Origin of the sequence: Flavobacterium cucumis (assembly GCF_900148835.1) — a bacterium.
Lineage (GTDB): Bacteria > Bacteroidota > Bacteroidia > Flavobacteriales > Flavobacteriaceae > Flavobacterium > Flavobacterium cucumis.
In genome coordinates this window covers 385,180-399,224 of sequence record NZ_FRYK01000002.1, presented here as the reverse complement: position 1 = coordinate 399,224, position 14,045 = coordinate 385,180, and the positions used below count along the sequence as shown (strand labels likewise).

Sequence of the window (14,045 nt, the reverse complement as noted above, 5' to 3'; positions counted from 1 at the left end):
GCTACAATTATTCTTTAGCCTCTTGATTTTCTCGGCTTTTAGCTCCAATCCTATTCATCTTAAACATAGGAGAGAATTTTAACTTAATAGAAGCAATCTGATTGTTATCTTCTGACGACAGACCTTCTTTTTCAACCGTATTTTTTCTACTATCCAAGGCTTCAAAAAGTAATTTTACTTCATCGTAATCTTCACGAGTGAAATCGCTTTTATTTTGTTTATAGGATTCGAAAAAGTTTTCATAAACCGATAAAATGTTGTCTTTATTTACCCAATTAAAACTCATATCCGAGCCAATTTTACCAGCTCCAAATAATCGATCCCTTAACAATTGGGAAGAATTATTATTCGCATTGTTTTCCTTCATTATTGCTTCTGATTCTTTAACAGTAATAACAGAATATTTAATATCATTATATTTTGTATTTGAGGCATTCACTTTTTCTTGTAATGACTCTTTGTCGTCTTGATTCAGGTTCAATAGCACTTCATTTGCGCTTGTGTTTTTAGTTTGGTAATCCGCTTCAATTTGATCCCAATTTGTTTGACGACTCTCTGCAGACAATGTAGCTATTGAATCGATATAGTTTTCTAATTCGTCTATCTTTTTGTCAGCCACTTCTTTTTCTTTGTTAGTACATGAAACTATTCCTAAAAGTACTACAGATAAAGCTCCTAATTTTAATACACTTTTTTTCATAATTTTTATATTTTAATATTCTTATAAAAGTACTTGAATGCTCCACCTTATTAGTTATATAATTTTTGGTTTTTGTTGTATAGTTCTGTTAGTAGGTTTTAGGAATAAAAAAGACTGCCAAGTTTAAATTGACAGCCTTTCCTACATAAAAACCCCACCCAAATTTTAATAATTTGTTTTTAACTCTACTCTTCTGTTTTTAGCTTTTCCTAGCGATGTAGTATTTGTTGCTACAGGTTTTGTTTCTCCAAATCCAATTGAAATTATCCTAGCATCTGAAATTCCTTTTCCTATTAAGTATTCGCGAACCGATTCTGAGCGTTTTTTAGAAAGCGTCATGTTAAACTCTTCTGCACCTACACTATCTGTGTGTCCTTCAATAGTTAGAATAGCTCCTTCATATTTGTATAATATTTTCGACAATTCGTCTAATTGAGATAGTGAAGCCACTTTTAATTTATCTGAGTTATTTTCAAAGAAAATTTTACTTCCGATATAAGTAATTCTTACAATATCAGCTTTAGCAATTTCGGGACAGCCTTTATTTACAGATGTTCCTTTTGTATTTGGACATTTATCATCTATATCTGCTATTCCATCGCCATCTGCATCAGGACATCCGTTTAAACTGATTATTCCTTTTGTATCGGGACATCGATCTAGGTCGTCTGTTACACCATCGTAGTCGCTATCTATTGGGCAACCCAATTTATCTACTTTTGTACCTAGTTTAGTATTCGCACATTTGTCATCTATGTCTGCAACTCCATCTCTATCAGCATCTGGGCATCCTAATAGGGTACTGATTCCTGCTTGATCTGGACATCGATCTTTAGCATCTTCAACTCCATCATTGTCTTTGTCTGGGCAGCCATTTAGTATTTTTGAACCTGAAATATCAGGACATGCATCTAAATAATCTGCAATTCCATCAGAATCGCTATCAATAGGACAGCCTGTCTTATCTACTTTTACATTTGTAGGGGTATCTGGGCAGTTATCTTTTTTGTCTGCAACCCCGTCATTATCTGTGTCTTGAGTATCACCTAAGTTGAAAGTTAATCCAACCATATGTGTTAAGTAAGCGTCTTTTTTCTTAAAATCTCCATCAGCATTATCAATACCATCTCTTCTGTCTTTATTAGAGAATAAAAATGACTCTTGTAAGTTTAACATAATGGATGGTGACAGTCGGAAATTGATTCCACCCCCTGCACTTGGTAATATATAATCATAATTTTCTGTGTGAAAATTCAATTGATTGTCGAATAAGATTGCACCTGCTCCAACAAAGACATAAGGTCTTATGACATATTCTGGAGCCACAATGTTGAAACGCAAGTTTAACGCAATAGCATTAAAATCCGATTTAAAACCAGCTGATGTTCCAGTGTTATAACCAATTGTTCCTTTTGATAATAATAGATTAGCATCGAATAATTTGCCTAAATATCTGGAGACTGAAATACCCCCAAAACCATATGTGGTGTTATTTGTTTTGTACCAATCCCTTCCCAAATCTCCGTTATATTGCGTAACACCTCCATGAAGGCCTATATTCCATTTTTTCTCTTCTGTTTGTCCACTTGATGCAAATGTACAAGCAATACATATGCATAGAAATAGTAATTTTTTCATAATGTAGTTTGTTTAAATTATTCATACAAATATCATTTGCTTATCTTATAATTGTGTTACATAACTTTCATCAAAAGTTGTTATATTCATAGGTTTTTTAATAAAAACTTTTTGAAGATTATTTGAAAAGCATTGCTGCCATTTTTATTATTTTTTTATAATTGTAAATTTGAGACTTTACAATTATTATTAAATTGTATTGATTGAGGTGTGGAATTGTATTTGAAAAAAAAGGTTCAACTATAATTAAAATGTCAAATCCGATTCTTATTAATTTATACACTTTTAATAGACTGTCCTCTGATTTTTTTTAGTTCTAGAAAAGTTATTCTCCAATATTTTCAATTGGGCATCGGGATTTGTTTTTTAATTGCTTAAAATGCGAAGGAGAAAATCCGGTGACTTTTTTAAATTGACTTGATAAATGAGCAACGCTACTATAATTCATCTTCCAAGCGATTTGAGTTATATTTAGTTCGTTGTAAATCATCAATTCTTTTACACGTTCAATTTTGTGTGAAATTATAAATTGTTCAATGGTGATTCCTTGATTTTCTGAAAATAAATTAGCTAAGTAAGTATAATTGTGATTTAATTTTTCGGATAAATAATCTGAAAAATTAATTTTCATGGTTACATCAGAATAATGTACCATTTGAACAATTATAGTTTTGATTCTTTCAATTAAAATCGATTTTTTGTCATCAATTAATTCTAAACCGGATGAGTACAATCCTTGGGCCAATAATAACCTTTTTTGTAAAGAAATATCTTCCCTAATTTCAATTTCACCTAAATCAATCACAATTAAGTGAAGACCTAATTTTTTCAATTCGTCTCTAACCGTAATTTTACAACGGTTGCTTACCATGTGTTTGATATAAAGTTTCAAAGTTATTGCTTTAATAATTAAATCAAAGTTGAAACTTTTATAAGGAAGTTTGTGGTACTTTACCGTAAATAAGTTACACAATTCAGATGTTTTCCAGTGCGATTCTTTTTTTATGTCTCAATTTTTTGAAGAAACTGGGTGTTAATCCTGTTACTTTTTTGAATTGTTTAGATAAATGCGCTACGCTACTGTAGTTCATTAGATAGGAGATTTGAGTTAAATTTAATTCATTATAAAGCAATAATTCTTTTACTCGTTCAATTTTGTGGGATATAATAAAGTGTTCAATTGTAATTCCTTTTACTTCAGAGAATATTTTTGAGATGTGTGTGTACTCTAAACCCAATTTTTCACTTATATAATCTGAATAATTTATTTTAGGAATTTCATCGGTATAATGAACCATTTCAATGATGATGTTCTTAATTTTTTCTATCAACATTGCTTTTTTATCGTCCATGAGTTCTAATCCAAACTTTAAAAGCAGATGATGTAAATCTTCACGTTGTTGTTCTGTTAAATCCTCTATTGTTTCAACCATACCTAAATCTAGAACAGCATTTTGAATACCAATTTTTTTCAAGGCCTCTTTTACCACCATTTTACAGCGGAGACTAACCATATACTTAATATAAAGTTTCATTTATTGTCCGCTATTTTTGATTAACTAGTTACTAATTATTGTTTCTTTACTCTTCGTAACCACTTTTAATAATGGTAGATAGCATTTTAAATTGAACATTCGCATTAAAGCAATGTTTTGCATGTGCGGGGATAATAATTCCTTGGCCTAAAGTAAGTTTATGGGGAACTTCATTAATTATGATTTCGGCTGTACCATCAATAATCTGGATGTAATTATCAAAGGGTGAAGTTTTTTCGGCAAGTTCTTCCCCTGCATCAAAAGAAGAAACAGTTATATTTCCTGTTAATTTTTTTAATATAGTTTTACTCAGAACCGCATTTGGAATGTATTGTATGATTTCTACAACAATATGCGATTTTTCTTTTTCTAATTCTGAAAGTTCCATTTTGTCAAAAACATTCTATAATTCAATTTCCGCAATAAGCGATTGTGTTGAAAAAGAAATATTTACAGACAAAGGTGGTGATAAAAATTGGTTAAACAAATCAAAATTATCAAAACTTATTTTCTATAAAATCTATAACTAATCATGAAAGTAAATTATATAATAGTGTAACAATTGACAAGTTGTTAAGAAGTAATTTCGCACTTAACAATTTAAATAAATTAGATATGAAAAATCATGGTAGGTTTTTAGCTTTGGTATTATGCATTGGATTACTTGCGACTTCTTGTAATAGCGATGATAGTAATGAAGGGGAAACACTCGCTCCTTTGGCTGGTAAATGGAATATTAATAAAATTGGTACCACAATTTTGGGTACAGAAACTTTGATGGATGCCCCACAAAATCAGACGGGATGTGATAAAGATTTTATGGATCTTAAAATAGATAATACCGTAATTGAAGGGGATTATGATTCAACGATTAGTGATTGTGCAGTAGTGATGGATAATGGTATTTATTCAAGATCGCATAATAATTTAACTAGAGTTATAGATGGTGTTACAAAGGTTCAGGATATTGTTAACTTAACCCTTCATGAATTAAAACTGAAGGACAGCAATGGAAATATTGAGGTTTATATTAGATAACTTTGCTGTTTATGCAAAATATGGAGCTAGTTTTTAAACTGGTTCCATATTTTTTTTAAATACACTAAATTAATGTAATCTTTATTTAAAAAACAATTAGCTATTTTTAAACTAACGAGTTACAGCATAAAATAGTAAGACTAATTGTTGATTGAAGTTTCTAAAGCTTTTTCAATCTTTGTTTTGTAGTATTTTAGTAGTACATGAGATGTTAACGATTGCGTGACAACTGTTGTGGGTTGCTTTGTTTGCTATAAAAAAAATTATTCTAGGTTGATTACCAAAGAACATCCTCCTCTGTATGGCATCCATTCGCCGCTTTTGTTGTAATCTTTTGCGTCTTCATAACGGGTGTTGGTTGTAAGGTCGTAGCCTTTGTAAAAACTTTGGACGTTTCCTCCTCCTGCAAAAATTTCCAAGCCTAATCGTTCTGATAATTTGAATAGATACCCTACGCTAACTCCCATTCTGTAGTGAAGTCCTTTTTGGTAGTAATTGGTATTTTGGTATTGCGGTTTTTGGAGTTCGAAGATACCGCCTCCGATGTGACCTCCTACATAAAAACCGGTGGCACCCGATTTGAAATAGTATCTAAATTCGGGAGTGATCATTAAGAATCGCAATGGGGCATCATTGTATTGATTGAACAAGGAGCCTATGGCATCTATTTGAAAGCTGGTGTGTTTGCCAAGAATTTTTTCATATCCAACAGCAGGAAAACCGGCAAGTGTAGTGGCATTTACAGCAATTCTATCTTGTCCAAAAGTGATTATGGCGAAGCAAAAAAGTAAAGTAAGAAATCTGTATTTCATTTGGTAGGAATTTATTGGGTATAAAAGTATCATTATTTTTGAAAAGTAGCTTCAATTATCTTGAAATTGGGATTTTTTTGTGTAGTGCAACTTTAATGGGGTTGCTCAACGTTACATAATATTTAGCACAAAAGTTGCACAATGTTTTGTAATGCGTAGCACTTCGTTTCAATAGATTTTATTAGAGAGGACATAAATTTTACTAGGTTTTATTTTCTTTTGATGTGCGTTTTGCTTTGTTGTTTTTGGGGTTACAAAACCAAGCGCGATATGCATTCTTGAAAACGTGATTTGTTTTGAAGTTTTGCCTCACTTTTTTCTTTACTTTGTAGTTTCGTAATCAAACCCATTATACTTGATACTAAAACGTATTTTTGATTTTATTTTTGCGCTCATAGCCTTGTTGTTGTGTGGTGGGATTATGCTTTTTATTTATGTTGGTGCAAGTTTAGATACTTCATCTAACGGTTTGTTTTTTCAGACACGAATTGGTCAGTTTGGTCGGTCTTTTACTATTATAAAATTTAAAACCTTTCATTCGCAATCTAGAAAAGTAACTCGATTTGGGTATTTTCTTAGAGCTACTAAATTGGATGAATTACCACAACTTTGGAATGTTTTAGTAGGAGAGATGAGCGTCGTTGGGCCTCGACCTGATGTCCCAGGATATTATGATCGATTGGAGGGCGATGCTCGTAAAATTTTAGCACTTAAGCCTGGTCTCACCTGTGAGGCGAGTCTCAAATATGCCCATGAAGAAGTCTTGTTAGCAAGTAAGGAGGCTCCTTTAGTTTATAATGACACTGTAATTTTTCCTGATAAAGTGAGGATGAATTTGGCGTATTATTACGATCGTACTTTTTGGGGTGATGTAATTATTGTGTGGAAAACTGTATTGCGAAGTTTTTAGTTTCTAGTTGCTTTTACTTGAATTTTAATAAAACAATTCTAAATTGTTAATTTTTTTTCTTCAATTACGTAAAACCGTACCTAAAATATGGTATTAATTTCTATTTTTGTTGAAATTTAAAGTCATGACTTCATTTTCAAAAATATGGTTGTCGTCCCCTCATATGGGAGGAGGGGAACAAAAATTCGTACAACAAGCTTTTGATAGCAATTGGGTTGCCCCCCTTGGACCTAATGTGACGGGTTTCGAAACTGATTTACAGGCATATTTAGGTAATGAGCATCAAGTGGCAGCTTTGAGTTCGGGAACGGCTGCGTTGCATTTGGCTTTATTGTTATTGGGTGTACAAGCGGGAGATGAGGTGCTTTGTCAGAGTATGACTTTTTCAGCTTCAGCTAATCCGATACGTTATGTAGGTGCTACTCCTGTATTTATTGACAGTGAAAATGAGACTTGGAATCTATGTCCGATTGCATTAGAAGCAGCACTATTGGATAGGATTGCAAATGGAAAAACGCCCAAAGCCATCATTGTTGTTCATTTGTATGGGATGCCGGCTAAAATGACAGAGATTTTAGCACTTTCTAAGAAGTACGCCATTCCTTTGATAGAAGATAGTGCGGAAGCATTAGGGAGTTCGTACAAAGGGCAAAAGTGTGGTACCTTTGGAGCTCTTAGTATTTTGTCCTTCAATGGAAATAAAATTATAACTACCTCAGGAGGAGGTGCTTTGGTGACTTCTGATTTGAAAGTAAAGGAGAGAGCTATTTTTTTAGCGACCCAAGCAAGAGATGAAGCGCCCCATTATCAGCATAGTGAGGTGGGTTATAATTATCGCATGAGTAATATTTGTGCGGGAATAGGCAGGGGGCAAATGGAAGTTTTAGATGCCCATGTAGCTTTGAGACGAAAAGCCCATCAGTTTTACAAAGATTTTTTTGACAGACAAGAGGGAACTCAAGTGTTACACGAGCCCAATATGGATTTCTACTCTAATCATTGGTTAAGTGCTGTTGTTTTGAATTCGTTTGAGGAGCGAGAGGCTTTGCGATTGGCGTTTGAAGCACAGGCTATTGAAACGCGACCTTTATGGAAACCTATGCACTTACAGCCCGTTTTTGAAAAGTATGCGTTTTATGGAGGTACCACTGCGGCTGATTTATTTGCTAAAGGATTGTGCCTGCCATCGGGATCAAATTTAACGGACTCAGATTTTGAGCGTATTGCGCAAGTTTTAATTTCTTTTTTTGAAAAATAATTTCGAATTCTTTTTTGTTTATGCCAAAATTTAAATTGACAAAAGCCACTATCAAGTCTAGCTTTCAAAACAATGCTAGACGTGTTTCTAGGCGTTATTTGCCCCGATGGACTATTTTTGCCATAGATATTGCATTGCTTAATTTTGCGAGTTTAGTTTACTATTTGATTATTGTTAACTTAAATGTGGATTTTTATCCAACGTTGACCATAGCGGAGCGTTTTGGATTGCAAATTGTGATTTATACTTTGTTTTTTTACAAGTTTAAAACCTATTCTGGAATTGTTCGGCACTCCACTTTATATGATGGGTTTAATTTGTTTAAGGCTACTTTTTGTGCTTTGTTAACACTTACCCTTTTTAATTATTCTAGTTTGTATTTTTACGGGACGAAGATTTATTTGATGCCTGGGTTGCTCATGCATTTTTTCATAACCTTTATCTTTTTGATTTCGTTCAGAATTCTCATCAAAGTAGCTTATCAGGTTTATGTAGAATTGGGTAAGTCAACACGATATGAGAAGGTGGTAGTATTTGGAACGGATGATAAAGCGGTCGCTTTGGCGAATGCCTTATTAATGGATGTGGATCAAAAGTATAAATTGGTCGCTTTTATAGAGCCGAATAAAAATAATTTTTTCTTGAATGAGACCTTATTAAATTTACCTGTACTTGCTTACAAGAAAACATTTTTTAAAAGCATGAGTGGTTTAGGAGCTACTACTTTGATTTTGACACCTCATGCAGAGTCTAATGAGCAACGGGATCGCATTATACATAAATGTTTGGAGCGAGGTATTAAATTATTAACGGTTCCTTTGATTTCTGATTGGGAGGATGTTAAGAATATTGCTAAGAAAATCAAGACTTTTGAAATACAAGATTTGTTAGAGCGCAAGCCCATTGAATTGGCTACTGATAATATTTCCTCAACAATTTCGGATCAAGTGGTTTTGGTAACTGGAGCTGCGGGTTCGATAGGAAGTGAGATTGTTCGGCAGTTATTATTGTTTGAACCTAAAGCAATTTTATTATTAGATCAGGCTGAAACCCCTTTGCATGAACTTGATTTAGAGTTGAAAAAAAGCACTAAAATTTTATGTTTGTCTATATTAGCCGATATTCGAGATAAGAAACAATTGGAGTACGTTTTTAGGGAGTATCAACCTAATTTGGTTTTTCATGCTGCGGCATATAAGCATGTGCCTCTTATGGAGGGTAATCCTATACAGGCGGTGCAAACGAATGTTATAGGAACTAAAAATTTAGCGGATTTGGCGGTTGCTTATGGCGTGTCTCGATTTGTAATGGTGTCTACAGATAAGGCTGTAAATCCAACAAATGTTATGGGAGCTAGTAAGCGTATAGCTGAGAAGTATGTACAGTCGTATGCTTTAGATTTTAATTCAAATATAAAATTAACTACAAAGTTTATCACCACCCGTTTTGGAAATGTGTTGGGTTCAAACGGTTCGGTAGTCCCCCTTTTCGAAAAACAGATTACCACTGGGGGGCCCGTTACAGTTACGCATCCTGAGGTTTTGCGTTATTTTATGACGATACCTGAGGCTTGTCAATTGGTTTTAGAAGCAGGAGCAATGGGTAACGGAGGTGAAATCTATATCTTTGATATGGGGCAACCCGTTCGAATAGTAGATTTAGCTGAAAAAATGATTCGTTTAGCAGGTTTTGTACCCTATAAAGATATTGCGATCCAATTTACGGGATTGCGACCAGGAGAAAAATTGTATGAAGAGTTGCTGCATGATTCGTCGACTACTTTGCCTACCCATCATGAAAAAATCATGGTATGTAGAGATAGTTGTACTGATTTTAATGGAATTAAAGTTGATATTGAAGATTTGGTTGCCATTGCCGAGCAAGGAAACGTTTATGACTTAGTTGCCGCTATGAAACAGATTGTTCCTGAATTTAAGAGTAAGAATTCGGCTTTTGAGCAATTGGATGTCTAATATATTTTCCTTTCTCTAACATTATTCTTATATTTGCCAAAAATTCCTACAGTATGAAATTTGTGAAAATCTGTTCTTTTTTATGGGTGCTAGTGGTATTAATAATGACTTCGTGTGCCTCTAAAAAAGACTTTTTGTATCTACAAAGTACTGCTGCATCGACAGCTACTGAATCGGTTTCTAGTTACGAAACTACAATTCAACCGGATGATGTGCTCTTGTTGTTGATTGCTTCAGAAAATGCAGAAGTATCCGCTCCCTATAATTTGAAAGCGTATAGTATTTTAAATACAACCGAAGCGGGTACAATTGGTCGTGAGCAGATGCAAACATACATTGTTGACAAGCAAGGACATATCGATTTTCCATTGTTGGGAATGATTAAAGTTGGGGGACTTACTAAAGCGCAAGCGATAGCACTTTTGAAAGACAAATTAAAAGATCATGTTAAAGATGCTGTTATTAATTTGCGCATTTTAAATTATAAGGTGACGGTTTTGGGAGAAGTGAACAAGCCGGGTGCTATAACGATTTCAAGTGAGCGAATTACGTTGTTAGAAGCTCTTGGTATGGCAGGCGATTTAACTATTTATGGGAATCGTAAAAATCTTTTAATCGTTCGTGAAGTGGATGGAGTTAAAACTATGAATCGTGTAGATATTACGCAAAGTGATTTTTTAACCTCTCCTTTCTATTATTTAACCCAAAATGATGTTGTTTATGTGGAGCCTAATAAAACGCGTATAAACTCATCTGTCATTGGTCCTAATGTTACTGTTGGTATTTCCATAGTTTCTTTAATCATTACTGTAATTGTATTAGTTACCCGATAATATGCAAAATCAAGAACATTACACTTCGTATTCCACTCATCAAGATTTTAACCTAAGAGAAGATGTAGAAAGTTATCTCTATCATTGGAAATGGTTTTTATTGGTTGGGATACTTTCCTTGACTGTAGCCTACTTGTATTTGCGTTATGCTGTACCTCAATACAAGGCTGCTACTACTATCATGGTGAAGGATGATAAAAAAGGCGGGTTAGCTTCTGAATTGGCTACTTTTTCGGACTTAGGTATGATGTCGGGAATGACGAATAATGTGGATAATGAAATAGAAGTCATAAAATCTCGAACGCTTATAGCTTCTTCTATTAAAGCACTTCGTTTGGGTGTGGTTTATAAAACTAACGGAAGAGTTAAGCAAGCGGAGTTGTATAAAAATAAGCCTATAACTGTAACTTTTTTAAAAACAACCCCTGTTTTTTTAGAAAAGACAAGAAAGTTTACTATCGAATCTAAAGACGCTACTACTTTTATTTTATCTGATAAGGAGCGTTCCTTGATAGGTGAATTTAAGTACAATTCAATTGTTTCTTTTGAAGAAGGATGTGCTTTACAGGTGGTTAAAGATACAAAATGGAAGTCTAATGCATCCTTTGATATTGATGTTGAGCATATTCCATTATCGGATTTGGTTGAAAGTTATAAAACACGTTTGACCGTTTCTCCATTTGGGAAGAATACAAGTGTGGTTGAGTTGTCTTTTGTAGATCCGATTGCGGAAAAGGCAGAGGATTTTTTGGACATGTTGGTTACAAATTACAACAATGATGCAATTGCGGATAAAAAATTCATTTCTGAAAATACGGCTCAATTTATTGAGTCGCGATTGAATTTGATTAGTGAAGAATTAAAAGACGTTGAAACCGATGTAGAGCGTTTCAAAAAATCGAATCGTGTAACGGATTTGGTTTCAGAGTCAGGTTTGTTTATAGAGAATGCGAGTGAGTTTGAAAAGCGAGAGATTGAAACAGAGACCCAATTAAAAGTAGTAGCCTCAATGTTAGGTTACGTAAATGCGGCTTCAAATGCGGATTTGATTCCAGCGAATGTGCTTCCTACACAAGAAGGAGCAGCTACCTTAATAGGAGAATACAATCAATTGATTTTAGAGCGTAATCGTTTGTTGAAAACGGCTGGTGAACAGAATGCTTTGGTTCTAAATCTAGAGAACAAAATAGAGTCTTTACGTGCTAATATCGTTTCTGCTTTGCAAAGTATGCGAACGGCATTAGAGATCAAAAGAAAAGATTTGGCCTACCAGAATAATGTTTTGGGCGGGAAAATAGCACAAATTCCGACTCAGGAGAAGTTGTTCCGAGATATTAGTAGAAAACAAACTATTAAAGAATCTTTGTATTTGTATTTGCTTCAAAAAAGAGAGGAAACGGCTATTTCTTTAGCTGTAACAGCTCCAAATGCTAAGATTATTGATATTGCTATCGCTTCTAAAATTCCGGTTTCCCCTAAGAGTTCTATTGTTTATTTAGGAGCGCTTTTGGTTGGGCTACTTATCCCTTTTGGATGTATTTATGTTTCGAAATTATTAGATACTAAAGTAAAATCACGTGCTGATGTTGAAGCTGCTACCTCTATGCCTTATATTGGAGATGTGCCTAAGTCTGATGCAGATGAAAAAGTGATTCAAACCAATAGTAGAACAAGTGTAGCGGAAGGATTGCGAATTATTCGTACTAATTTAGAGTTCTTATTGAATAATGTTCAAGATGGTGTTGCTAAAATTATCTTTTTAACTTCTACTTTTCCGGGTGAAGGAAAAACTTTTGTTTCGGTTAATATAGCGGCGACTATAGCTTTGTCGGGTAAAAGAGTTTTGCTCGTGGGTATGGATATTCGAAATCCTAAATTGGATGAATATTTTACACTTCCCAACTCAGGAATTACCAGCTATTTTTCTTCAAAAGAAGGTTTGGAACTGGAATCTTTTATAACAACAATTGAGGGGTATGATCATTTCCATGTTTTGCCAGCGGGAATTATACCACCTAATCCAGCAGAGTTGTTGATGAGTAAGAAGGTAGGTTCTTTTTTTGAAAAATTGAGAAAGCAATATGATTATATCATTGTAGATACAGCTCCAGTGAGTTTGGTAACTGATACGCTACTTATTTCAAAATATGCAGATGCGTTTTTATACGTAGTGCGCTCTAAAGTTTTGGATAAACGCATGTTATCACTTCCTGAAAAACTTTATCAGGAGAAGAAGTTACCAAATATGGCTATTTTATTAAACGATACGGATCACAAAAAGGGTTATGGGTATGGGTATGGAGTGAAGACGGTACAAAAAAATATTTTCGAGCGGTTTTTATCGTTTTTATTAAGAAAATAGGTTTTTTTTCGCAGCTTTCTACTTTTTTTTACTATTTTCCTCTATTTTGTACTTGTGAATAAAAGGATTTACAAGTATAAAAAAGTTATTTTTTTGTGTCTAGTGGGTTTCTATTTTATTTGATACCGTTTTTATTAGCACTTCAAAATTTTATAAAGATTGCGAAAAAAACCTGTTTTTTTCTATTACTTGCATCAATTCTTTTTGGTTTTTTATGACAATTTTGTTTTGAAAGGCCTTGATGTGATTTAAATGGTGGATATCTGATCCTACAAAATCATACATTTGATGGTTTAGCAGATAGTTTGCAATTTCCGCTACCTCTTTTCCATAATAGCCTACTGTTGCCAATAAGTTCAATTGAAATAAGCAGCCCGCTTTTTTTAATTTGTCAAAATTGCTTCTGCTTTCATGGTAGTAGGTGTACCGCTCAGGGTGCGCTAAAATTAACTGATACCCTTTTAATTGGAGTTCAAACAAAAAATCAAATAATTGAAGGGGTGCATTTAAGTAAGACATTTCAACTAAAAGCAAATTGTCTTTTAGTGTTAAAAGTTTGTCTTCCTGTACTTGCAGGATTATATTTTCATCTAGAAAATATTCAGAAGCGGCTTTTATTTGTAAATCTTTACTTAGAGTAGGTAAGTTTGTTTTAACATTAGTAACTGCTGCTTGAATGCTTTGAGTGGTATTATTCCACACATTTTTCATTGTATGCGGTGTTGCGATGCATTGGCTAAATCCCAATTCTTTCATTGCTTCGAGAAGTTGTTTGGTTTCAGATAAGTTTTGGGCACCGTCATCAATTCCAGGAAGGAAGTGAGCGTGGATGTCAACGTAATTCGTAGGGATTAGGTCTTTTAAAAGTGGTTTGCTTTTGAATAGGGATAACATGATTTGGAATTTGTGCAAAATTAAGGTTTTTTTTCTGTTTTTCAAGTTTCGGGTTTTTTGGAACACGGATCTTGAAAATTTTAGAAATTTTT

At 33.8% G+C, this 14,045-nt stretch carries 13 protein-coding genes; 6 read left to right on the top strand and 7 right to left on the bottom strand.

Going from position 1 to position 14,045, the window contains the following annotated elements:
* Nucleotides 1-7 precede the first annotated feature (7 nt).
* The 5 genes from BUE95_RS07820 to BUE95_RS07800 form a co-directional block, all read right to left on the bottom strand.
* Nucleotides 8-700, bottom strand: a complete 693-nt coding sequence (locus tag BUE95_RS07820; RefSeq protein ID WP_073583132.1) for a hypothetical protein — start codon at nt 698-700, stop codon at nt 8-10.
* Between the two features lie 165 nt (nt 701-865).
* The gene (locus BUE95_RS07815; protein WP_073583130.1) at nt 866-2,338 is read right to left on the bottom strand and encodes an OmpA family protein; all 1,473 of its coding nucleotides are present in this window, start codon (nt 2,336-2,338) and stop codon (nt 866-868) included.
* Between the two features lie 325 nt (nt 2,339-2,663).
* A complete protein-coding gene (locus BUE95_RS07810) occupies nt 2,664-3,209 on the bottom strand; it encodes a helix-turn-helix domain-containing protein (protein WP_073583128.1) in 546 nt (181 codons plus the stop codon).
* A 103-nt stretch (nt 3,210-3,312) separates the two neighbouring features.
* Nucleotides 3,313-3,873: a helix-turn-helix domain-containing protein gene (locus tag BUE95_RS07805; protein ID WP_073583126.1), complete on the bottom strand. Its 561-nt coding sequence runs from the start codon at nt 3,871-3,873 to the stop codon at nt 3,313-3,315.
* Between the two features lie 46 nt (nt 3,874-3,919).
* A complete protein-coding gene (locus BUE95_RS07800) occupies nt 3,920-4,261 on the bottom strand; it encodes a cupin domain-containing protein (RefSeq protein WP_073583124.1) in 342 nt (113 codons plus the stop codon).
* A 227-nt stretch (nt 4,262-4,488) separates the two neighbouring features.
* On the opposite strand from BUE95_RS07800, the gene BUE95_RS07795 reads away from it, so the two are divergent.
* On the top strand, nt 4,489-4,911 hold the full coding sequence (locus BUE95_RS07795; RefSeq protein ID WP_073583122.1) for a lipocalin family protein: 423 nt from the start codon (nt 4,489-4,491) through the stop codon (nt 4,909-4,911).
* Nucleotides 4,912-5,174: 263 nt separating this feature from the next.
* On the opposite strand, the gene BUE95_RS07790 is transcribed toward BUE95_RS07795, so the two are convergent.
* On the bottom strand, nt 5,175-5,723 hold the full coding sequence (locus BUE95_RS07790; protein WP_073583120.1) for a DUF3575 domain-containing protein: 549 nt from the start codon (nt 5,721-5,723) through the stop codon (nt 5,175-5,177).
* A 355-nt stretch (nt 5,724-6,078) separates the two neighbouring features.
* Here BUE95_RS07790 and BUE95_RS07785 point away from each other — a divergent pair, with 355 nt between their 5' ends.
* The 5 genes from BUE95_RS07785 to BUE95_RS07765 all read left to right on the top strand — a co-directional run bounded on the left by BUE95_RS07785 (nt 6,079) and on the right by BUE95_RS07765 (nt 13,059).
* On the top strand, nt 6,079-6,633 hold the full coding sequence (locus BUE95_RS07785; RefSeq protein WP_234977639.1) for a sugar transferase: 555 nt from the start codon (nt 6,079-6,081) through the stop codon (nt 6,631-6,633).
* Nucleotides 6,634-6,757: 124 nt separating this feature from the next.
* Nucleotides 6,758-7,891, top strand: a complete 1,134-nt coding sequence (locus tag BUE95_RS07780; RefSeq protein ID WP_073583118.1) for a DegT/DnrJ/EryC1/StrS family aminotransferase — start codon at nt 6,758-6,760, stop codon at nt 7,889-7,891.
* A gap of 20 nt (nt 7,892-7,911) precedes the next feature.
* Nucleotides 7,912-9,864, top strand: a complete 1,953-nt coding sequence (locus BUE95_RS07775) for a polysaccharide biosynthesis protein (protein WP_073583116.1) — start codon at nt 7,912-7,914, stop codon at nt 9,862-9,864.
* Between the two features lie 53 nt (nt 9,865-9,917).
* Entirely contained in the window at nt 9,918-10,697 is a 780-nt protein-coding gene (locus BUE95_RS07770) for a polysaccharide biosynthesis/export family protein (RefSeq protein ID WP_073583114.1), read from the top strand.
* Nucleotide 10,698: 1 nt separating this feature from the next.
* A complete protein-coding gene (locus tag BUE95_RS07765) occupies nt 10,699-13,059 on the top strand; it encodes a GumC family protein (protein ID WP_073583112.1) in 2,361 nt (786 codons plus the stop codon).
* A 150-nt stretch (nt 13,060-13,209) separates the two neighbouring features.
* On the opposite strand, the gene BUE95_RS07760 is transcribed toward BUE95_RS07765, so the two are convergent.
* Nucleotides 13,210-13,953, bottom strand: coding sequence for a tyrosine-protein phosphatase (locus BUE95_RS07760; RefSeq protein ID WP_073583528.1), 744 nt, complete (start codon nt 13,951-13,953; stop codon nt 13,210-13,212).
* Between the last annotated feature and the right edge of the window lie 92 nt (nt 13,954-14,045).

Excerpts from the sequence above, each read along its gene's own strand:
- BUE95_RS07810 (WP_073583128.1), bottom strand. The coding sequence starts at position 3,209 with ATGGTAAGCAACCGTTGTAAAATTACGGTTAGAGACGAATTGAAAAAA.
- BUE95_RS07795 (WP_073583122.1), top strand. The coding sequence starts at position 4,489 with ATGAAAAATCATGGTAGGTTTTTAGCTTTGGTATTATGCATTGGATTA.
- BUE95_RS07800 (WP_073583124.1), bottom strand. The coding sequence starts at position 4,261 with ATGGAACTTTCAGAATTAGAAAAAGAAAAATCGCATATTGTTGTAGAA.
- BUE95_RS07770 (WP_073583114.1), top strand. The coding sequence starts at position 9,918 with ATGAAATTTGTGAAAATCTGTTCTTTTTTATGGGTGCTAGTGGTATTA.
- BUE95_RS07820 (WP_073583132.1), bottom strand. The coding sequence starts at position 700 with ATGAAAAAAAGTGTATTAAAATTAGGAGCTTTATCTGTAGTACTTTTA.
- BUE95_RS07805 (WP_073583126.1), bottom strand. The coding sequence starts at position 3,873 with ATGAAACTTTATATTAAGTATATGGTTAGTCTCCGCTGTAAAATGGTG.
- BUE95_RS07815 (WP_073583130.1), bottom strand. The coding sequence starts at position 2,338 with ATGAAAAAATTACTATTTCTATGCATATGTATTGCTTGTACATTTGCA.
- BUE95_RS07780 (WP_073583118.1), top strand. The coding sequence starts at position 6,758 with ATGACTTCATTTTCAAAAATATGGTTGTCGTCCCCTCATATGGGAGGA.
- BUE95_RS07775 (WP_073583116.1), top strand. The coding sequence starts at position 7,912 with ATGCCAAAATTTAAATTGACAAAAGCCACTATCAAGTCTAGCTTTCAA.
- BUE95_RS07760 (WP_073583528.1), bottom strand. The coding sequence starts at position 13,953 with ATGTTATCCCTATTCAAAAGCAAACCACTTTTAAAAGACCTAATCCCT.
- BUE95_RS07790 (WP_073583120.1), bottom strand. The coding sequence starts at position 5,723 with ATGAAATACAGATTTCTTACTTTACTTTTTTGCTTCGCCATAATCACT.
- BUE95_RS07765 (WP_073583112.1), top strand. The coding sequence starts at position 10,699 with ATGCAAAATCAAGAACATTACACTTCGTATTCCACTCATCAAGATTTT.